Annotated in this window: 14 protein-coding genes and 2 pseudogenes; 11 read left to right on the top strand and 5 right to left on the bottom strand. The window is 66.6% G+C overall.

Annotation, left to right across the window (positions count from 1 at the left end):
• Positions 1–477 precede the first annotated feature (477 nt).
• Positions 478–1,294: pseudogene (locus tag EX20_RS31050) on the bottom strand (IS5-like element IS402 family transposase).
• 86 nt (positions 1,295–1,380) lie between these two features.
• Complete coding sequence (locus tag EX20_RS20955) at positions 1,381–2,529, bottom strand: glycosyltransferase family 4 protein (protein WP_074469667.1); 1,149 nt, start codon at positions 2,527–2,529, stop codon at positions 1,381–1,383.
• Positions 2,530–2,785: 256 nt separating this feature from the next.
• Between EX20_RS20955 and EX20_RS20950 the strand changes: the two genes are divergently transcribed.
• Positions 2,786–3,346, top strand: coding sequence for an LbetaH domain-containing protein (locus EX20_RS20950; protein WP_034194594.1), 561 nt, complete (start codon positions 2,786–2,788; stop codon positions 3,344–3,346).
• A gap of 17 nt (positions 3,347–3,363) precedes the next feature.
• Positions 3,364–4,173 (top strand): glycosyltransferase family 2 protein, encoded by an 810-nt coding sequence (locus EX20_RS20945; protein WP_231572269.1) that lies wholly within the window; start codon positions 3,364–3,366, stop codon positions 4,171–4,173.
• Between the two features lie 103 nt (positions 4,174–4,276).
• On the opposite strand, the gene EX20_RS31045 is transcribed toward EX20_RS20945, so the two are convergent.
• From EX20_RS31045 to galU, 3 genes are all read right to left on the bottom strand, one after another.
• Positions 4,277–5,512 carry a glycosyltransferase WbuB gene (locus EX20_RS31045; RefSeq protein ID WP_072465548.1) on the bottom strand — a complete coding sequence of 412 codons (1,236 nt, stop codon included), beginning with the start codon at positions 5,510–5,512 and terminating at the stop codon, positions 4,277–4,279.
• Between the two features lie 190 nt (positions 5,513–5,702).
• Positions 5,703–6,281: a phosphatase PAP2 family protein gene (locus tag EX20_RS20935; RefSeq protein ID WP_034194591.1), complete on the bottom strand. Its 579-nt coding sequence runs from the start codon at positions 6,279–6,281 to the stop codon at positions 5,703–5,705.
• A 98-nt stretch (positions 6,282–6,379) separates the two neighbouring features.
• Positions 6,380–7,264: a UTP--glucose-1-phosphate uridylyltransferase GalU gene (gene galU, locus EX20_RS20930; protein WP_011880563.1), complete on the bottom strand. Its 885-nt coding sequence runs from the start codon at positions 7,262–7,264 to the stop codon at positions 6,380–6,382.
• Positions 7,265–7,612: 348 nt separating this feature from the next.
• On the opposite strand from galU, the gene EX20_RS20925 reads away from it, so the two are divergent.
• The 9 genes and pseudogenes from EX20_RS20925 to EX20_RS20885 all read left to right on the top strand — a co-directional run.
• Positions 7,613–7,837 carry a flagellar transcriptional regulator FlhD gene (locus tag EX20_RS20925; protein ID WP_014726206.1) on the top strand — a complete coding sequence of 75 codons (225 nt, stop codon included), beginning with the start codon at positions 7,613–7,615 and terminating at the stop codon, positions 7,835–7,837.
• Positions 7,838–8,044: 207 nt separating this feature from the next.
• Complete coding sequence (locus EX20_RS20920; RefSeq protein WP_011880561.1) at positions 8,045–8,278, top strand: flagellar transcriptional regulator FlhD; 234 nt, start codon at positions 8,045–8,047, stop codon at positions 8,276–8,278.
• A gap of 279 nt (positions 8,279–8,557) precedes the next feature.
• Positions 8,558–9,013: a cellulose biosynthesis protein BcsD gene (gene bcsD / locus EX20_RS20915; RefSeq protein WP_034194590.1), complete on the top strand. Its 456-nt coding sequence runs from the start codon at positions 8,558–8,560 to the stop codon at positions 9,011–9,013.
• A gap of 27 nt (positions 9,014–9,040) precedes the next feature.
• Positions 9,041–9,478: a cellulose biosynthesis protein BcsP gene (gene bcsP, locus EX20_RS20910; RefSeq protein WP_309600069.1), complete on the top strand. Its 438-nt coding sequence runs from the start codon at positions 9,041–9,043 to the stop codon at positions 9,476–9,478.
• Positions 9,475–10,254, top strand: coding sequence for a cellulose biosynthesis protein BcsQ (gene bcsQ, locus EX20_RS20905; protein WP_034194621.1), 780 nt, complete (start codon positions 9,475–9,477; stop codon positions 10,252–10,254). The genes bcsP and bcsQ overlap by 4 nt, the downstream gene beginning before the upstream one ends.
• A complete protein-coding gene (gene bcsA, locus EX20_RS20900; RefSeq protein WP_034194588.1) occupies positions 10,251–12,458 on the top strand; it encodes a UDP-forming cellulose synthase catalytic subunit in 2,208 nt (735 codons plus the stop codon). The genes bcsQ and bcsA overlap by 4 nt, the downstream gene beginning before the upstream one ends.
• Before the next feature lie 16 nt (positions 12,459–12,474).
• Positions 12,475–15,009 (top strand): cellulose biosynthesis cyclic di-GMP-binding regulatory protein BcsB, encoded by a 2,535-nt coding sequence (gene bcsB, locus EX20_RS20895; RefSeq protein ID WP_072465547.1) that lies wholly within the window; start codon positions 12,475–12,477, stop codon positions 15,007–15,009.
• Position 15,010: 1 nt separating this feature from the next.
• Positions 15,011–19,459, top strand: a complete 4,449-nt coding sequence (locus tag EX20_RS20890; RefSeq protein ID WP_034194587.1) for a cellulose biosynthesis protein BcsC — start codon at positions 15,011–15,013, stop codon at positions 19,457–19,459.
• Between the two features lie 545 nt (positions 19,460–20,004).
• A pseudogene (locus EX20_RS20885) lies at positions 20,005–20,464 on the top strand (phosphomannomutase/phosphoglucomutase); the annotation flags it as partial.

Here is a 20,464-nt window from a genome sequence, read left to right as displayed (position 1 = left end):
CATCGGTCGTGTTTGCGATGACTCCGAACGTGTCGCAGGCCGCGTGTACCCTACCTGGATGTCACGGTCGAGAAGGTGCCGCTGCCTCCGCGGTGCACCGCAACGCCTATGGTGATCCGGGAGGCAGTGCATTGGAGGCATATTCCGGGGACTATCGAGGATCGGTGTCGAATTCGAGCGAACTTCAGACTATTGCGACGTCGGCTGCTATTGGAAAGAACCCGTACGCGGATGATTTGGCGCGGATGGGGTATGGGCAAAGCGGCCTATATTCCGGAATGGGGGGCGGGTCGACATCGAGCTTCCACTCTTCGATGCGAGCGAATGTTCCGAACCCGGTGGCCAATATGCTTCCTGCTATACAGGGGCTCGCGGCCGGGATTCCGGGCGCAACCTCCCGGCTCGGTCGGTAGATCTGTATCGACAGTGACTTTCACCGGGGCGAGGCGGGATTTCAATTCCATCTAAGAGACGGTTTCATAGAGACTGGTCGGCCCGCCGAAGGGTATTCCAGCAGATCAGGCAGCAACCGAGTTTGAGGAACGCGCCGTGAATGTCTGCACGGCGCTCGAAACGAATGCGGAGACGACGGAAGTGATGCAGCCAGGCATGCGTGCGTTCAACGACCCAGCGATATTTTCCAAGGCCGCTGCCATGTTCGGTGCGGCGCTTGGCGATAACCGGCTCGATACCGCGATCGCGCAACGCGCGTCGATGCCGCTCAGAGTCGTAACCGCGATCGGCGTAGACCACGCGCGGTCTCTGCAGTGGGTGGCCGCGCAACCCACGAATTGGCGGAATCGCATCGATCAGCGGCAGCAGCTGCGTGACATCGTGAACGTTCGCGCCGGTCAGGATCGCCGCGAGCGGCGTGCCATTGGCGTCGGTGACGATGTGGTGCTTGGAACCTGGTCGCGCGCGATCGGTGGGGTTTGGCCCAGTTTTTGGCCCGCCCCAACGGCGCGAATCGATGAGGAATCGACTGCGGCTCGCGAGAAATCGATTTGGTCTGCTGCTCGCAGCTTCGCAGCAGCAATTCGTGCAGGCGATCCCATACGCCCGCAGCCTGCCAATCGCGTAGCCGTCGCCAGCAAGTCACGCCCGAGCCGCAGCCCATCTCGGCGGGCAGGTCGCGCCAGCGCAGTCCGGTCTTGAGAACGAACAGGATGCCGGTCAGCGCGGCGCGATTCGAAACAGGCAGGCGGCCTGGGTTCTTCTCGCGCCGCGGCTTGGGTGGCGGCAATAACGGCTCGATCAATGTCCACAGTTCGTCGTCAATGATCGGCTTGGCCATCTCCTCGGTCTCAGTTGTTCCGATGCCTGAGGTTAACAGCTCGCCGCGCAAGTTAACAGCCCCACCGGGCCTTTTTGAAACCGTCTCTAACTCAAGCAGTCGGTATAGAGGCGCTGCAGTTTGTCGACATACTGTGCCCAGTTGTGCGAGCCGGTCGCCGCGATGCTTGCCTGACGTGAGAACTCCATGGTTCGTTCCGGCGAACTCGCCATCTCAATAATGGCTTTGGCGAGTGCTTCGACGCAGCCAGACGGGACGATTTTGCCGCTGCGCTCGTGCTCGATGATCTCTGCAGCGCCCGACTCACGCGTTGCGACGATTGGCAACCCAGTTGCGAGTGCTTCACACAAGACGACAGCGAGTCCTTCTTCAAGCGACGGCAGTACGAACAGATCTGCCGCGTTGTAGTAGGAATTGAGCTGAGCGTTGTCGACCCGCGGAATGTGCGTGAACAAGTGTCGATATGGAGATAGCAGCGATTCGATCGTCGAATCGATCTGTCCGATCAACGTCACATGCAAATGCCTGTCGTTGAGTTGCTTGACTGCTTCCAGCAGATAGAGTTGCCCTTTACGCAGACTGATCTGCCCGACGCACAGGATATTGAAGCGGTTAGTGTCCCTTCCGCGCTCTTCCAGCGGGTGAAACCTGGTCACGTTGGCGGCGTATGGTATTACCTTGATGATGCTGTCCGGGACGCCATGTTGGATGAACGAATCTCTCACGATCGACGATGGTGCGAGGATGTAGTCGTACATCTCGACCTCCTCGATCAACCTCCGTTGTTGGCGGTTGATCCGCTCGACGCGAGGCAACCCTCGCTTGTCCTCTTCAGCTGAAAGTAGGCGATCGCGATACAGCGGGTGCGTGTTAACCACTTCGCCAATGACGATCGATCCTTCGCGCTTCGCATTCGCGACGATGTGTCGGGAGGTGCCGTGTGCCATGACGTGCAGCAGTGGCGTCGGCCGCCAACGGAGGCGTACGCCAAGCTGCCACAGATCGTGGTACGCCGGAAACAGCTGATTGCTTAATCGCGCCTTCAGCACCTTCGCGTGGAATCTAACCGCATATTCCTTTGCCCATATATTGACAGCTCGGCCATTTGTCAGCGCGGTTCCAGAGGAACGTGCTTTGTGCGAGTAGTAAAACGTGTCGAGAATCCCGAGCTCGTCGAGTCGATCGATGTAGTTGTGGAAGTGAAACCGACCGCATACGGCAACGCTAACCTTCATGATCCGGCTCTCGAAAAATTGACGTACATCGAAACGAAGATTCGTTGGATAGATCATAGCGGGCAGCTAGTGGGAGACGGGGCTGGCGTGCTCGAACAGCTAGATTTTGGCGGATTGATGTGCGTTGAACCGGCGCTGAGGGCGGTAGACTTACGGCTCGGCATGTCCGAGTCGGTTGTCGTTGACTGCGACGCAGAATATCGGGCTGTCCCCTTGCCGTTGGGGCACAAATATCTTTCGCTGATTTCTCGATCGTATGATTATTGACGGTAACGATCCCTTCACCGAGCCGTCGTTCAATTTTTCGAATCGACTGCGCCGAGCCGTTTGGGGCGTAGCCTACGTCCTGCTATTCAGATTCAGCCCAAGGCCACTGCATGTCTGGCGCGCTCTGTTGCTCAGGTCGTTCGGCGCCAAACTTGGTCGTCATGTTCACGTATATCCGCGCGTGAAGATCTGGGCACCTTGGATGCTCGAGGTCGGCTCGCACGTTGGCATTGCGGATGGTGCAATTCTCTACAACATGGCCGATATCAAGATCGGAAACTACGTCGTCATATCCCAAGGTGCGCATCTCTGCGCCGGATCGCACGACATCCATTCCCGTAATTTCCAGCTGGTGACGCAGCCGATCACGGTGGCCGATCACGCGTGGGTTTGTGCAGAAGCGTTCCTGGCACCGGGCGTGACCGTACCCGAAGGGGCGGTGATAGGGGCGAGGGCCGTGGTATCGAGGCCGCTCGAAGAACAGTGGGCGGTGTACGCCGGTATGCCTGCCCGGCGAATCAACTCGCGCAAGCGCAGAGGGGCTGAATGACATACGGATTTTCGGTCTTGATCCTGACGAAGAACGAAGAGGCAGACTTGCCGGGATGCATGAAAAGCATCAACGGAGTGGACGATATCTGGGTGCTCGATTCGATGAGTGAAGACTCCACTGTGCAGATCGCCAGTGCATTCGGGGCGCAGGTCGTGGTACGCGAATTCGATGGCTTCGCAGCGCAACGAAACCATGCATTGCGGAACTTCGAATTCAAGCACGAGTGGTTGTTGATTCTGGATGCAGACGAGCGCCCGTCATCCGAACTGATGGATGAACTGAGGCGCTTCGTCGCCAATGCCTCGGACGCGACGGGGGCCGCCCGCGTGCGTCGTCGAGACTATTTCCTGGGTCGGTGGCTGAAGCATGCGCAAATCTCTCCATATTTCATCCGATTCGTGCGTCCGTCGCGCGTACATTACGAGCGGGAGGTGAACGAGGTGCTCATCGTCGATGGAGATATTCACGAACTCGCCGGTGATCTCGACCATTTTCCGTTCTCCAAGGGCATGGCGCACTGGATCGGCAAACACAATCTCTATTCTTCGATGGAAGCGGGCGAACTTCTTCGTCGTCGCCAAGCCGAGTTCTCATTGTCCAAAGCCTTGTTCGACCGGGATTTCAACGTTCGACGGTTCCATCAGAAGGCGCTGTTTTACAGAATGCCGTGTCGACCATTGTTCAAATTTTTCTACATGATGGTTGTCCGTCGATCGTTCCTGGACGGGCGCGCAGGATGGCACTACACGTTCTTACAGTGCGTCTATGAATATCTGATATCGGTCAAGGCTATCGAGCTTCAGCGCCACGAGGCGCGTCGTTGAGCGTCTCGCCCCAAGGAGAACTTGAGGGCGAGAACAAAAGAGTATTTCCCCCGCTGGGGTGGGCCACATCTCATGCATGCCGCGACTTCGGTATTCGGCTTGCTCAGTTGCCTTGCGAGATAGGCCGCAACGCCGACAATCTGGCTTCGAATTCTCGGAGCACCGCTTCACGTGACAATGCGGCTTCAGCGAAGGCTCGTCCGACCAATCCTAAGTGAGCTCGCTTTCGCACATCGGTAGCCAGTGAATCGATTGCGCTTGCGAGGGATTCTGGATCGCCGGGCGGCACCAGAACCCCGCGTTGCGAAACGACGTCGTGCAACTCTGTTCCTGAGTTCGCCATTGCGATTACCGCACGTCCGCTCGCGAACATGCCCGTCAATTTCGAAGGCATCACGAGATCGGCGGCGTCGGCACGTTGCGGAAGAACATGTATGTCTGCAAGATTCAGCAATTCGTTGAGCCGATTGGCTGGCTGCAGGTTCATGAATCGGCAGTTGCGCAGGCCGCTGCAGCGCGTGATGAGGTCGTCACGCGCAGGCCCATTACCGCAGAAGACAAACACGATGTTGTCGCGCATGGCGAGCCGTTGTGCTGCATCCGCCAGTACATCGAGTCCCTGCTTAGTACCCATGTTGCCGGAATAGAGTACGACGGTGGCGTCCAATGAGATATTGAGCGTAGCTCGAAGCTCGCTCGGCCGCTTGAGCGGATAGATCGAGCGAGTGTCTGCCCAGTTCCCAAAATGCACGAGTTTACTTGGGGGAATGCCCTTGTGCATTGCGCGTTCGATCATCTTCCCTGAGATCGTCGAGACGGTGTCGAACCGCTTCAATAAGGTGCGCTCAAGAGTAACTGCCGTGCGGCGAAGCAACGATCCGTCCAGCATACCAAGATTGAAGGCAGCGTCGACTTCGTAGTCCTGGATATGAAGCCATGCGTGGGCACCGCTCAGCCTGGCAACGACTAACCCACCTGGTGCGTTCAGCAAGCTCGGTGCGATACAGATGACTACGTCAGGACGCCAAAGCGCATGACGCAGCATTACCGGAAAGCTGGACAGCGCAAAGCTTGCGAGATGGACCACGCGCGAGACGGCACTTGGCCGCTGCGGCACCCACAGCGGCGCTCGCCACAGCCTCACGCCATTGCGATACTCGGTTCCGTATCGTGTCCCGCGATATCCCGATGCGACGCGCCACTCGGGATAATACGGGGGAGCACAGACCACGCGGACGTCGTGGCCTTTTGCGGCGAGTGCTTCGGCCATCTCTGCCGTGTACTTGCCTATGCCGGTGAGTTCAGGTGCGTAGTTGATGCCGTAGACGAGGATTTTCATCGGTTTGCGGCGTTATTCGTAGGGGAAGGGTGCGAGGCGTATCGGCAGCATTGTGCGTAACGTGTGGCGTGCTTGGACGACAGAATGTTGGCCAGAAGCGCCGCCCCGCGATTGCAGCTCGAGCGATATGTGAGTGACGATTCGATATCTTGGCTGTGCCGCATAGTGTCGGTATGGTAGGGGCGGCAGGCTATCTGAACGGTGCGCACAGGAATGGCGAGTACGTATCGATCGCGGCTTGAATTGGCGAGCGGTACCCGTATGCGACGACGCAGACGGCAAGCATCGATGCGGCTGCGGGTGAGCGCCTCCAGGGAAGTAGCACCGGTGCGGTTTTCCAGCGGAGCAAACCTGCCACGACGAGCATGCCGATGGTCCAGCCTCCGGCGACTTCAGATACGGTATGCGCATGATCGAACACGCGTGCGACTGCGACGGCCACGGCGACGGCAGCGCCCGGCAGCAGCGCGGCGCGGGCACGAACATGCCATCCGTCGTGCAGCGTCAGGATGGAAACCATCGACCATACAGATGCGGCTAGCATCGTATGGCCGCTGATAACGCGAAAGTGAATCGCGTGGATCTCTATGCCGCAGCCGGCATAGAGAATTTTCGTCACGCCGACAGCTAACATTCCGGCGCCGAGCAAGACCCACCATGAGACTGCAATTCGCCACCCGTGCATTGACGTCGCGAGCCATGCGGTGCAAACGGCTGCCAGCGGGATGGTGAGAGTCGCATCCCCCAGGCCGCTAATTGACGTCCACACGCGTGACAGTCACCGCAGACATGCGCGAAAGAGAAGCCGATCTAAGCGGCAACGAACTAGATAGTGGATGAAATATCCGTCGGCGGTCAGCATTCATGTCAGACGACCAGTTGCTCCGACATCCGCGCGAGCAGATACCGTTCGAAATCCGCCGCGACCTCCGGATGCCGCAACGCAAATTCGACCGTCGCCTTCAGGTAGCCGAGCTTGCTGCCGCAGTCGAAGCGCGTGCCGTCGTAGCGGTACGCGAGCACCTGTTCATCGGTGAGCAGCGACTGGATCGCGTCGGTCAGCTGCAGTTCACCGCCCGCGCCCGGCTTGAGCCCGCGCAGATGCTTGAAGATCTTCGGCTTCAGCACATAACGGCCCACGACGCCGAAATTCGACGGCGCCTGCGCCGGTTCGGGCTTCTCGACGATCCCCGACAGCTTGAAGAGATCGTCTTCCCAGCGCTTGCCGTCGATCACGCCATAGGACTTCGAATCCGCCGGCGCGATCTCCTCGACGCCGATGACCGACGCATGATAGTGGTCGAATACGTCGATCATCTGGCGCAGAACCGGCGTCGGGCCGTCGAGCAGGTCGTCGGCGAGAATCACGGCGAACGGGTTGTCGCCGACGAGCTTCTCCGCGCACAGGACGGCGTGACCGAGCCCGAGCGCTTCGGCCTGGCGAACGTAGAAGCAGTCGACGTGGCTCGGCTTGATGCTGCGCACGAGCGACAGCAGCTTCTCCTTGCCGCGTGCCTCGAGTTCGGCCTCGATCTCGTACGACTTGTCGAAGTGATCTTCGATCGCGCGCTTGCTGCGCCCGGTCACGAAGATCATCTCGGTGATGCCCGCTTCGATCGCCTCTTCGACGGCATACTGGATCAACGGCTTGTCCACGACCGGCAACATTTCCTTGGGGCTCGCCTTGGTGGCGGGCAGGAACCGCGTGCCCAGGCCGGCGACCGGAAAGACGGCTTTCGTCACTTTCAACATAGCGATATTTCCATGATTTCGGAGTGAAGAGCGGACCACGCCGGTTTCCGATGCGGCGTCCGGGCGCCCAGACAATCGACGTTGCACACCGCGCAATCGCATTGCGTCGAGCGTGTGCAGTTGCACAAATCCTAGGGGCGTTCCGGATTGAAACGACGACTGAATCCTGGGCGAATCGGACAGGCCGATCACGACATCACGAATTGCACAACGAACTATTTTGAAATGGTATTCATTCGACGGCAGCCGCGTCGAAGCGCGGCTTGCATCCGCACACCGGAACGGCATCTGCCGACGCGTCGGAATGCCGATCCATCGACATCACGGGCGTGTTATCGGGAGGGCGCGATGATGGAGCAAGGCGACATTTGCCGCGCATTGGAAGCGCTGGATCCGGCCTACCTGGAACTGATGCAGCAGATGCTGAAGATCGATTGCGACGTGGCTGCGCGCGAGCTCGGCATCTCGAATGAGATTGCGTCGTTGATCATTGCGCTGAAGCCGGCGGAGCTCGAGGCGCTCGTCGAGCGCCTGACGCAGGCCAGGCCGGACGCACCGGTTCCGTCCCCGTAGGTCCCATTCCGCGCCGGCGGTAATTGCGGTAATTGCGGCGATTGCGGCAATCGCAGAACATCGCGATTTGGCGGATTACATCTATGCTTTGTCCGTTCAGCGGTGCATACGTCACATACAGTATCCGGTCGAGAATGTCGGGCGTCGGGAACATGCGCCCCGTGGCTTGCCGAATCCGACGGCCGGCCGACAATAACAGGAACGATCATGGCCGAACAGGACGACGTCTTCGACGCAATCGCTGAATTCAACCGTTCATACCTGACGCTCGCGCAGCGCCTGCTGCATGCGGATCGCGAAGTCGCGAAACAGCAGCTGGGCATGTCCGACGAAGTCGCATCGATCGTCGCCGGATTGACGCCGGAGCAGATCGAGGTGCTCGCCGATCGGCGCGAGTTGTTCTGCGAATTCCGCGATGAATCGTCGCCGGGCCTGGCCTGATACGACACCCGCGTAGTCGCTCGATGCAGCGCGGCGCGCCCAGCGCCGCGTGAAGTGTGTTTGCCGCCCGGCGACGGGCGAGCACACGAAACGGCCGCACTGACGCAGCCGGCCCGTTGTCCGTTACGTCTGCCAGTTTGTCGCCTCCGGGCTAGATGTTGGCGCCCATCCGCGAAGCGGGATTCGCTACGATTTCCAAAACGCCGTTGGCACGATGCCCGCACACGACAGGCACGATGCGGGCACACCGATCATCCAATTTCACCGGGGCCGTCTCGCATGCAGGAAATCTTGGAGCACCTTCTCGAGCGCCAGGTGTCGCCGCAATGGCGCGGGTTCCTGGAGGCGCTTGCCGGCGAATTCAGCGATCAGCTCGATCAGGACGAACTCCGCCAACTGATGGCGCGCGTCGGCATGCGCTTCGCGGCCGCGCATCCGCTCGGCCCGTGCGAGTCGACCGACGATCTCACGAACGCCTTGAATGCGCGCTGGCGCGAAATGGAGTGGGGCTACGCCGAGCTGTCCGACGAGCAGGCATTTCTGCGCATCGTTCATTACGCGGCGCCGTTGCGCGCGCTCGGCGCGTGCCATCTCGGCTGGTCGGCGGCGTTCCTGCAGGGCGCGTATCAGGGCTGGTTCGACAGCGTCGGCGCGGCCGGCCTGCGTGTGACGCAGGACGTCGTGCCGCAGGACGACGCACGGATCGAGTTGCGCATCGCTCGCGCGCCGCACTGAACGGTTCGCGCGACCGGACTCTCCGTCATGACAACAGGGCAGCTTATGTCGAGCTCACGGGATATCGAATCGTTGTTCAAGCGTTTCGGCGGCGATGCCGGACGCTATCACGAGGTGCGCGCGGAAGCGGATGCCGATGCGGCGCGCGCGCGCTGGCCGCTGCTCGCTGGTGTCGAATTGCAAGCGGACGACGCGCCTCGCACGCCCGCGCCGATCGCTGCCGAGCACACGCAGCCCGAGGTCGACGCCGTGACGGCCGACACGCGCGCAGCGTCCGCAACCGACGCCGCCGCACGCGATCGAAGCGCCGGCGCATTGAAGAAACTGGTGGGCAAGTCGCCGGCGTGTGACCGCACGCGCGCACCCGGCTCGTCCGAGCCGCTGCAGACGCTGTTCGAGCGGCTGCGCGGTTACGCGCCGGCCGACGCGCCGAAGCCGCCGCCGGTATGGACGGGCCGTTCATGAAGATCGTCGTGATCGCGTCGGCAAAGGGCGGCGTCGGCAAGACGACGCTGGCGGCGAACCTCGCGGCCGTGCTCGCGGCGTCGCGCCGGCATCGCGTGTGCGTGGTGGATCTGGATCCGCAGAATGCGCTGAAGCTGCATTTCGGCGTACCGCTCGAGATGAGCGACGGGCTGGCCGGCGCGGCGCTGAGCGAGCGGCAGTGGCCGCTCGCGGTGGTCGACGGCATCGCCGTGATGCCGTTCGGCGTGGTCGGCGAAACGGATCAGCGCCGCTTCGAGCGCATGCTCGATCGCGATCCGGCGTGGCTCGCACGCGGGCTCGCCGCGCTCGCGCTCGGCGACGACGACATCGTGATCGTCGATACGCCGCCCGGCTCGTCGGTCTACATGCGCGCCGCACTGACGGCTGCGCATTTCGTGCTGACCGTGTTGCTCGCCGACGCGGCGTCGTATGCGTCGATCCCGCAGATGCGGCGCATGCTCGACGCCTATGCGGCGACGCGCACCGACTTCATCGGCGACGGCTACGTGGTCAATCAGGTCGATCAGTCGCGCGAGCTGGGCCGCGACGTGCTGCGCGCGTTGCGCGACAGCGTCGGCGCGGCGCGCTTCGCCGGCGTGATTCACGCGGACCAGGGCGTTGCTGAATCGCTCGCGTGCCGCACGACCGTGAATCGCTACGACCCGCGTTCGCAGGCCGCGGCCGATCTGGGCGCGTGCGCCGAGTGGCTCGAGCGCGCGCTCGGGCGGCGCGCGAATGCGCGGAGCGTGGCATGAGCGCGGCTGTCGAGGCCGCTCGCGGATCGGCGCTCGACCGGCTGCTCGACCGGTTGCCGGGCAGCGGCTGGCTCGTCACGGCGCCGCTCGCCGCATGCGCGGCGCTGGCGCTGTATTTCGTCTGTACGGTGCCGCTCGACGACGCCGGCCAGCTCGCGTTCGCGACCTGCTGCCTGGCCGGTGCGCTCGCGATCCGGCGCGTGAACGGCCGCTACGCGACGCTCGTGATGATCGTGCTGTCGGTCGTGGCCACCGGCCGGTACATGTTCTGGCGACTCACCGAAACGCTGGTGTGGTCGCACCCGCTCGACGCCGCCTGGGGCGCGCTGCTCGTCGCGGCCGAAGTGTATGCGGCCGCGGTGCTGCTGCTCGGCTACTTCCAGACGGCATGGCCGCTGGGGCGCAAGCCGTTGCCGCTGCCCGCGTCGCGTGCGGACTGGCCGAGCGTCGACGTGTTCATCCCGACGTACAACGAGCCGCTCAGCGTCGTCAAACCGACGATCTACGCGGCGCTCGCGCTCGACTATCCGGCCGACAAGCTGTCGATCCACGTGCTCGACGACGGGCGCCGGCCGGAGTTCAGGGACTTCTGCGAAGCCGTCGGCGTGCACTGGACGATCCGCGATCACAACCGTTACGCGAAAGCCGGCAACCTGAACGAAGCGCTGAAGTCGACTCACGGCGAGTACGTCGCGATCTTCGATTGCGATCATGTGCCGACGCGCTCGTTCCTGCAGCTGTGCCTCGGCTCGTTCATCCGCGACCCGAAGCTGTCGATGCTGCAGACGCCCCACCATTTCTTCTCGGCCGATCCGTTCGAGCGCAACCTCGGGATCTTCCGCAAGGTGCCGAACGAAGGCGAGTTGTTCTACGGGCTGGTGCAGGACGGCAACGACCTCTGGAACGCGACGTTCTTCTGCGGATCGTGCGCGCTGCTGCGGCGCTCGATGGTCGAGGAGATCGGCGGCATCGCGACCGAGACGGTCACCGAGGACGCCCATACGGCGCTGAAGCTGCATCGCCACGGCTATACGACCGCCTATCTCGCGATCCCGCAGGCGGCCGGTCTCGCGACCGAAAGCCTGACGGGCCACATCGGCCAGCGCATCCGCTGGGCGCGCGGCATGACGCAGATCTTCCGCATCGACAATCCGCTGTTCGGCCGCGGCCTCACGCTGGGGCAGCGGCTGTGCTACCTCAACGCGATGATGCATTTCTTCTACGGCATCCCGCGGCTGGTGTTCCTCACCGCGCCGCTGTCGTTCCTGTTCTTCGGCGCGCACGTGATCCACGCATCGGCGACGATGCTCGCGCTCTACGCGCTGCCGCACGTCGTGCACGCGACGCTGACGAACTCGCGGATGCAGAGCCGGTTCCGGCATTCGTTCTGGGCGGAAGTCTACGAGGCCGTGCTCGCGTCGTACATCGCGTTGCCGACGCTGCTCGCGCTGGTCAATCCGCGGCTCGGCACGTTCAACGTCACGGCCAAGGGCGGCCGGATCGACCGCGGCTATTTCGACTGGGCGATCTCGAAGCCGTACCTGAGCCTGGTGATCCTGAACGCGTTCGGCCTCGCGATGGGCGCGCTGCATATCGCGCTGAATCGCGGCGTGGGCAGCGAGGTGCAGACGACGGCGTTCAACCTCGCGTGGACGACCTACAACCTGCTGATCCTCGGCCTCGCGGTCGCCGCGGCGAACGAGCGCCGGCAGGTGCGCGAGTCGCATCGCGTCGCCGCGCGCATTCCGGTGATGCTGCGATTCGGCAACGGCCGCACGCTGGCGTGCGAAACGCTCGACTACTCGGAAGGCGGCATCGGCGTCGCGGTGCCGGAGGACGCCCGAGTGCCCGACGGCGAACAGGTGACCGTGTCGCTGTTTCGCGGCGTCGACGAGTACGCGTTTCCGGGGACGATCGAGTACGCGGGACCGGGGCGGCTCGGCATCCGCTTCGAGACCCTGTCGCAACAACAGGAATTCGATCTGGTCAGCTCGACGTTCGCGCGCGCGGACGCATGGATCGACTGGACGGCCGGCCGCCGGCCGGACTCGCCGCCGCATGCGTTCCTGCATCTCGCGACGGTCGGCATACGCGGCTTGCTGCGCGTGATCGCGCGCCTGTACGGCGACCTGCGCGGCGACCGCGGTCACCACGGCGGCCGCAGCGGCAAGGGCGACGCCGCCGACACAATCACGAAGAAATAACACGAGGGCAGACAGCATGACGGGGATGTCGCGATGGCGCGGCGGCACGCGCGACGACGCGGGTGAAAACGCGCGCGTTTCGATGGGGGCGGCCGCGGCGTGCCGCGCGCGGGCCGGCAACTGGCACACGCACTTGCCGCGCAAGCTGCGGACGTGCGCGTTCGCGTTCGGCGCGCTCGCGAGCGGCGTCGCGTCGGGCCTCTGGGCATCCGCTGCGCTGGCCCAGCAGCCCGGCGCGGTGCGCGCGTTCGATCGTGCCGCGTCGCCCGGCGAGCCGCCGGAGCGGCTGGCCGATCGTTTGCCGTCACTGTCGATGGCCGTGCCGGCCGGCCCCGCCGTCGCGCCGCCGCCGCTGCTCGCCGAGCCGGTGCCGAAGGACGAAGCCGAGCGTCGCCGCGCCGGCCGGCTGCCGACCACGGCGGAGCCCGGCACGCGGGTGCCGGGCGGCCGGCGTCAGGCGCTGACGTTCGCCGATCTCGGCGCGCGCGATCCGTTGCAGTTGCACGGCACGGACGGCCAGAACGGCGTCGCGTTTTCGGTGCGGCGCGACGAGGTCGTCACGGCAGCGGCGCTGCACCTCGTCTACAGCTACTCGCCCGCATTGCTGCCGGATCTGTCGCAGCTGAAGGTGCTGGTCAACGGCGAAGTGGCGGCGACGCTGCCGCTGCCGACCGCGCAGGCGGGGATGACGGTCGCACGCGACGTGCCGATCGATCCGCGCTTCGTCACCGAGTACAACCATCTGAACGTTCAGCTGATCGGCCATTACACGAACGGCTGCGAGAATCCGGCCAGTTCGTCGCTGTGGGCGACGGTGAGCAACGCGAGCCGCCTGGAATTGACCTATGCGACGCTGCCCGAGCCGCCCGAGCTCGGCGTGCTGCCCGCGCCGTTCTTCGATCAGCGCGACGTGCGGCGGCTCGAGCTGCCGTTCGCGTTCGCCGCGCGGCCGTCGCGCGAGACGCTGGAGGCGGCCGGCATCGTCGCATCGTGGTTCGGCGCGCTCGCGTCGTATCGCGGCGCGCGCTTCCCGGTGCGCGTCGGCGCCATGCCGGAAGCGGGCAACGTCGTGGTGTTCGCGACCACCGACGATCGGGTGGACGGCGTCCCGCTGCCGGCCATCGACGGGCCGACGCTGGCGGTCGCCGACCGCCCCGCGCCCGCACACGGCCAGCTGTTGCTGGTGCTCGGACGCACGCCGGCCGAACTGAAGGCGGCCGCGCTGGCGCTCGCATTCGGCCGCGGCCCGCTCGCGGGCACGCGCGCCACGGTCACCGGTGTGCAGCCGCCCGCGCCGCGTGTGCCGTATGACGCGCCGAACTGGCTGTCGTCGGTTCGCCCGGTCCGTTTCGGCGAACTGGCGGCGGAACGCGCGCTGTCGGTGTCCGGCTACCAGGCCGGCCCGGTGCGGCTCGATCTGCGCATGGCGCCCGATCTGTTTACGTGGAACACGCGCGGCGCGCCGATCGATCTGCGGTATCGCTATACGCCGACGCTGCGCGCCGATCGCTCGTCGCTCAACCTGAGCGTCGACGATACGTTCGTGAAGGCGCTGCCGATTCCGGCGCGCGACTGGGCCAACTGGAGCCTGAGCCGCTACCTGCCGTTCGTCGCCGACGGCACCGCGCGCGCGACGCTGCACGTGCCGCCGCCGCTGGTGACGCCGCATGCGCAACTGGCGCTGAACTTCTTCTACGAGATGCCGGATCAGGGCAAATGCACCGGGCGGCTGCTGCAGAACGTCGCGGGCGCGATCGACCCGGGCTCGACGATCGACGTGTCGTCGTTTCCGCACTACATCGCGCTGCCCGATCTGGCCGCGTTCGCGAACAGCGGCTTTCCGTTCACGCGCATGGCCGATCTGTCGGACACGGCCGTCGTGCTGCCGAACGAGCCGTCGGCGGACGTCTACGGCCTGTACCTGCTCGCGATGGGGCGGATGGGCGCGTCGACCGGCTATCCGGTCAGCGGCGTGGCGGTGACCGACGCGGCCGGCGTGGACGCGTTCGCGTCGCGCGATCTGCTGATACTCGGCGCGCCGGACTCGCAGCCGCTGCTGAGCCGCTGGGCCGCGCGCATCCCGTTCGACGACGAGCGCCGCGGCGGCGTGTTCGGCGGCCTGTTCGGCCGCGCGGTCGCGGCCGATTCGCCGGGCGCCGAGCGCGTGCAGGCCGGCCTGTCGATCGTGGCGGACGGCGCGAGCGCGGTGATCGCCGGCTTCGAATCGCCGTTGCGCAAGACCCGCAGCGCGGTCGCGCTGATCGGCGCGACCGGCCATGCGGACGCGGTGCTCGGGCCGGCGCTGCTCGACGAGGATCTGCTCGCGTCGATCCGCGGCGCGACGGTGGTGATTCGCGATCGCACGGTGACGGTCGCGTCGACCGACACCGCGTATCACCTCGGCGCGCTGCCGCCGCTCACCTACGTGCGCTGGGTCATGTCGGGGCGGCCGGTGCTGCTCGCGCTGGTCGGCGTGCTGGGCGCCTTCATCGCGGCGGCGCTGTTCTATCGTTTGCTGCGTGCGCGTGCGGCGCGCCGGCTGAAGGAGTGACATGCGCGACCGACGGTTACGCGGGCTCGGCGCCCGCGCGGGCGGTGTCGCGAGCCTCGTGTGCGCGCTGGCGCTGCCGCATGCGGCGCAGGCCGCCAACGACGCGCTCAAAGTGCTCGTCGATCAGGGCCGCTACTGGCAGGCGCACGGTCGCGGCGATCTCGCGGCGCAGGCGTGGAACAAGGTGCTCGGCGTCGATCCGAATCAGCCCGACGCACTGTTCGGAATGGGGATGGTGCTCGCCGATCGCCGCGATCTCGACGGCGCGCGCCGCTATCTGGAGCAACTGCGCCGCACCGCGCCCGGCTTCGCGCGCATCGACGAACTCGCGAGCCGCCTGGGCGAATCGAGTGCGCGGGACGCCGAGCTGGGCGATGCGCGCCGCCTCGCGCAAAGCGGGCAGAGCGAACAGGCCGTGCGGCAGTATCAGCGCGCGCTGCAGGGCGTGCCGTCGTCGCCGGCGCTGCAGCGCGAGTATTTCCAGGCACTCGCGGCCACGCCGAGCGGATGGAACGATGCGCGGCGCGGCCTCGAACGGCTCGCGCGCGACAACCCGGACGATCCGCGCTACGCGCTCGCCTATGCGCAACATCTGACCTATCGCGACGCGACGCGCCGCGACGGCATCGACCGGCTCGAACAGTTGGCCGGCGACGGCAAGGTCGGCAAGGACGCGCTGCAAAGCTGGCGTCAGGCGCTGCTGTGGCTCGCGGCGCGGCCGTCCGACCAGGCGCGCTATCTCGCGTACCTGAAGGTCGCGCCCGACGATGCGCCGGTCAAGGCGCGCTACGACAGCATGGTGCGGCCCGATCTGGCGGCGCGCGAGCCCGATCGGCGCGGCGCGGCGAACGAAGCGCGCGGCCGCGCGATCGACGACGGCTTCGCGGCGCTCGATCGTGGCGACCTCGCCGCGGCGCGCGCGCGTTTCGACGCCGTGCTCGACGCCAACCCGAACGACAGCGATGCGTTGGGCGGGCGCGGCATCGTCGCGCTGAAGCAGGAGCGCTTCGCGCAGGCGCGCAGCGATCTCGAACGCGCGTCGCGCGGCGGCAATGCGGCGCGCTGGCGCTCGGCGCTCGACAGCGCGACCTACTGGTTCTACACGAGCAGCGCGCTCGGCGCGCAGAGCAACGGCGACTTCGCGCAGGCGAAGGCACTGTTCGAGCGCGCGATTCTCGCGGACCCGTCGAACGTCACCGCGCAGGTGCTGCTCGGCGACGCGCTGCTGGAGAACCGCGACGCGCCCGGCGCCGAGCAGGCGTACCGGATGGCGTTGCGGCGCCAGTCGGACAACCCGGACGCGATGCGCGGCCTGGTCGGCGCGCTGGCCGCGCAGGGGCGCGCGGACGAGGCGTTGCAGTTCGCGACGCAACTGAGCGCCGAGCAGCAAGCGAAGGCGGGCGGCTTCGAGCGCTTGCGCAGTACGGCCGAGGCCGCGCAGGCGCGGCAGGCCGAAGCGCACGGCGACCTCGGCGCGGCGCGCAGCCTGTTCGAGGATGCGCTCGCCGGCAATCCGGACGATCCGTGGCTGCGGCTCGACCTCGCGCGCGTGTACGTGCGCCAAGGTGCGATCGCCTCCGCGCGCAGCCTGATGGACGGCTTGCTGGCCGAGCGGCCCGACATGCCCGATGCGCTCTATGCCGGTGCGCTGCTGGCCGAGCAGACGCAGGACTGGAGCGTCGGCCTGCAGCGGCTCGAGCGCATAGCGCCCGCGCAGCGCACCGCGGCGATGACGACGTTGCAGCACCGGTTGTGGGTCGGCCAGCAGGTGGCCCTCGCGACGCGCCTGGTGCGCAACGGCCAGCAAGCGAAGGCGCTCGCCGTGCTGCACGAGGCGGACGGCATCGGCCTGTCGGTGCCGGCGCTCGCGGCGCAGCTGTCCGCCGGCTACGCGCAGGCCGGCGACGCCGCGCGCGCGCTGTGGATCGTGCAGCGTGCGCTGGGCCGGGAACCCGGCAACGCGGGCCTGCTGCTGCAATACGCGCGGCTCGCCTCGGCCGCGCACGACGATGCGCGCGTGGCCGAGGCGATGCGGCGGCTCGATGCGATGCAGTTGTCGCCCGCGCAGCGTGCGGACTTCGAACGGCTCAATCTCGACATCGTCGTGCGTCGCGCCGATCAGGTGCGCGACGAAGGCGACCTCGCCGGCGGCTACGCCGTCATCGCGCCGTGGCTGGCCGCGATGCCCGACAACCCGGAGCTGCAGGGCGCGCTCGCGCGGCTGTACACGTCGGCCGGCGATCCGGCGAACGCGCTGAAGTGCTATCGGGTCGCGCTGGCCCGCCGCCCGGACGACGTCGGCCTGCTGATCGCGGCGATCTATGCGGCGAGCAGCGCGAAGGCGTGGCGCGACGGTGAAGCGTTCGCGGCGAGCGCGCTGCGCAGTGCGCCCGACGATCCGGCGCTGCTCGCGGCCGTCGGCCGCCTGTATCGCGCGCAAGGCAAGCTCACGCTCGCCGCGCAGTATCTGCAGCGGGCGCTGCTGGCGGCCAATACGCCGCCCGCGTCCGGCAAGCCGACACGCGCGAACGTGCCGCGCGGCTGGGATGACGCGCTGCGGCGCATCGGCGCGAACCCGCTGCCCGGCACCAATCCGTTCGAAGGCAAGACCGCCGTCGATGCGGCGCGTCCGTCGACGCGTTCCGGCGCGGCGCTGCCGGCGCCCGGCGCGCCTTCGTGGCCCTCTCCGTCCTCTTACGTTCCGACCGTGCCTTATTCGATGCCGCCCGCGCCGCCCGCGACCTACGTCATACCGTCCGCCATGCCCGAGGCCCGTCCGGCGCCGCGCGCCGCGCCGCTGCCCGTTGCGCGCGATCCGGACGGTTACGGCGGCGACGGCGGCGGCTTGGCGGAGTCGGGACGCGCCGCGGCCGCGCCGCGCTATCGGTCGTATCGGGAGGCGGCGGCCGACGTGCCGTCGCCCGAATGCGGGGCGTCGGGCAGCCCTGACGACGACTGTGGTGCGGGCTACGTCGCGACGCCGTGGCCGATGTCGCCCGCGTCGCGTGCCGCGGCATCGGCGACTGCATCGGCGGCCGCGCCCGCGCCCGTGCCTGCGTCCCGGCCCGGCAGGCTGGCGCGCGGCGGCGCGAAGGCGCAGGCGACACGGCAGCCCGTGCTCGCGCAGACGGACGCGGATCCGTATGCGGCGCCACGCTACATTCCGCGTCCGCCGGCCGGCTATGCGGGCGGGCGGCCCGCGAGCCAGCCGCCGCAGCCGGACGGCGGCGCGAACGCCGATGCGCAGCTGCTCGACGTCGCGTCGGAGCTCGCGCAGGTGAATCGCGAACAGACCAGCGCGCTGACCGGCGGCCTCGTGTTCCGCAACCGGACCGGCGAAGCCGGGCTGTCGGCTCTCACCGATATCGAGGCGCCGATCGAAGGGCGCATCAAGGCCGGTAACGGCCACGTCGTCGTGACGGCCACGCCGGTCATGCTCGACGGCGGCAGCGCGAGCACCGACGTGCCGACCCTCGCGCGATTCGGCGCCGGCTTGTCGAAGGCGGCGGGCGGCGGCTCGCCGGGCTCGCAGACCGCGAGCGGCGTCGGCGTCGCGCTCGGCTACGAGGGCAAGCAGGTGCAGGCCGAGATCGGCGCGACGCCGGTCGGGTTTCCGTATCAGGACATCGTCGGCGGCGCGCGCTACAACGGCGCGATCACCGATCGCGCGGCGTATTCGCTGGCCGTGACGCGCCGCGCGGTGACCGACAGCGTGCTGTCGTACGCGGGCGCGCGCGACGCCGGCGCGGGCCTCAAGTGGGGCGGCGTGATGCGCAGCGGCGCGCGCGGCACGCTGAGCTGGGACGACGGCACGAGCGGCACCTACGTCGCGGCCGGATTCGACTTCTACGACGGCCATCACGTCGAGCGCAACTTCTCCGGCAAGGGCAGCGGCGGCGCGTATACGCGCATCCTGAACGACGCCGACCGGACGCTCACCGTCGGCGTCAACGCGACGTGGATGCGCTTCAGCAAGAACCAGTCGTATTTCACGTACGGGCACGGCGGTTACTTCAGCCCGCAGCAGTACGTGATACTGAACATTCCGGTCGAGTATTCAGGCAGGACCGGCGCGTTCACCTACGATCTGAACGGCTCGATCGGCGTGCAGCATTACCGGCAGAACGCGGTGCCGTATTTCCCCCTCGATCCGGGCATGCAGGCGCAAGCGGCGGCGAACGCGGCCGCCAGCCAGGCCGTGGGCCTCGATCCGGGCGCGCTGTACCCGTCGCACAGCAAGACGGGCGTCGCGTATTCGCTCGCCGCGCGCGGCGAATATCAGGTCGCGCCGCAACTCGCCGTCGGCGCGACCGCGTCGTTCGGCAACGCGTATCAGTATCGCGAATGGACGGCCGCCGTGTATCTGCGCTACAGCTTCACGCCGCAAGGCGGGCTGGCGCCGTTTCCGCCGCGCGTGTTCACGTCGCCGTATCTCGCGCAGACGGACTGAGCGCGGCGCGTGCGGCGCGTGCGGCTGGGGATGCGATGCCGTCGTAGCCGTGGCGCGCGCTGGCGGAATCGTTCAGAGCTTTGTCGGCCCGTCGGCGTGTGTGCGACGTACAGTGCCTGATCGAACGACCGGCGGGGGCGGAAGCGACGCGGCCGGCGCATCGGCAGCCGTGCATGCGGCTCGACCGTGGCAGGACGGTGGCGATTTGCAACGCGGTTCGCGAACGACGACGCGACGCGCGCGTCGTGTGGGCGAGCTGCATGCGCGTCGGCGGCCGCGGCGACGGTGCACGGCGATCCGCAGTGACGCGGAACCGGCGACATTGTGAAGCGCATCGCCGGCAGTCGTCCGTATCGGCGATCCGGTGCCCCGGCCACGCACGGCAACGCGCATTGCGCGCGCCGGGACGAGATGCCGCTGCTGCCGTGCGCGCATGTGAATTGGTCCGTCGCCCAGGTGCGCCGCGATTGCGCGGCGGCAGCGCAGGCGGCCATGCGTACGCGCCGGTCCGAGCGTTTTCCATGCACGCAACCGAGAGAGAACTGATGATCTCCCAATCCATCTTCAAGGCATATGACATTCGCGGCGTGGTCGGCAAGACGCTCGACGCCGACACGGCGCGCGCCATCGGCCGCGCGTTCGGCAGCGAAGTGCGCGCGCAAGGCGGCGACGCCGTCGTGGTCGCGCGCGACGGCCGCCTGTCCGGGCCGGAACTCGTCGGCGCGCTGGCCGATGGCCTGCGTGCGGCGGGCGTCGACGTCGTCGACGTCGGCATGGTGCCCACGCCGGTCGGCTATTTCGCGGCGAGCGTGCCGCTCGCGCTGAAGGGCGGCGAGCGCCGCGTCGATTCGTGCATCGTCGTCACCGGCAGCCACAACCCGCCCGACTACAACGGCTTCAAGATGGTGCTGCGCGGCGCGGCGATCTACGGCGAGCAGATCCAGGCGCTGTACCGCCGCATCGTCGACGAGCGCTACGACACCGGCAGCGGTTCGTACGAAGCAT

This window comes from Burkholderia sp. WP42, assembly GCF_000745665.1.
Classification (GTDB): Bacteria; Pseudomonadota; Gammaproteobacteria; order Burkholderiales; family Burkholderiaceae; genus Burkholderia; species Burkholderia vietnamiensis.
The sequence above is the reverse complement of the archived record's forward strand: the minus strand, read 5'-3'. Positions and strand labels throughout refer to the sequence as shown.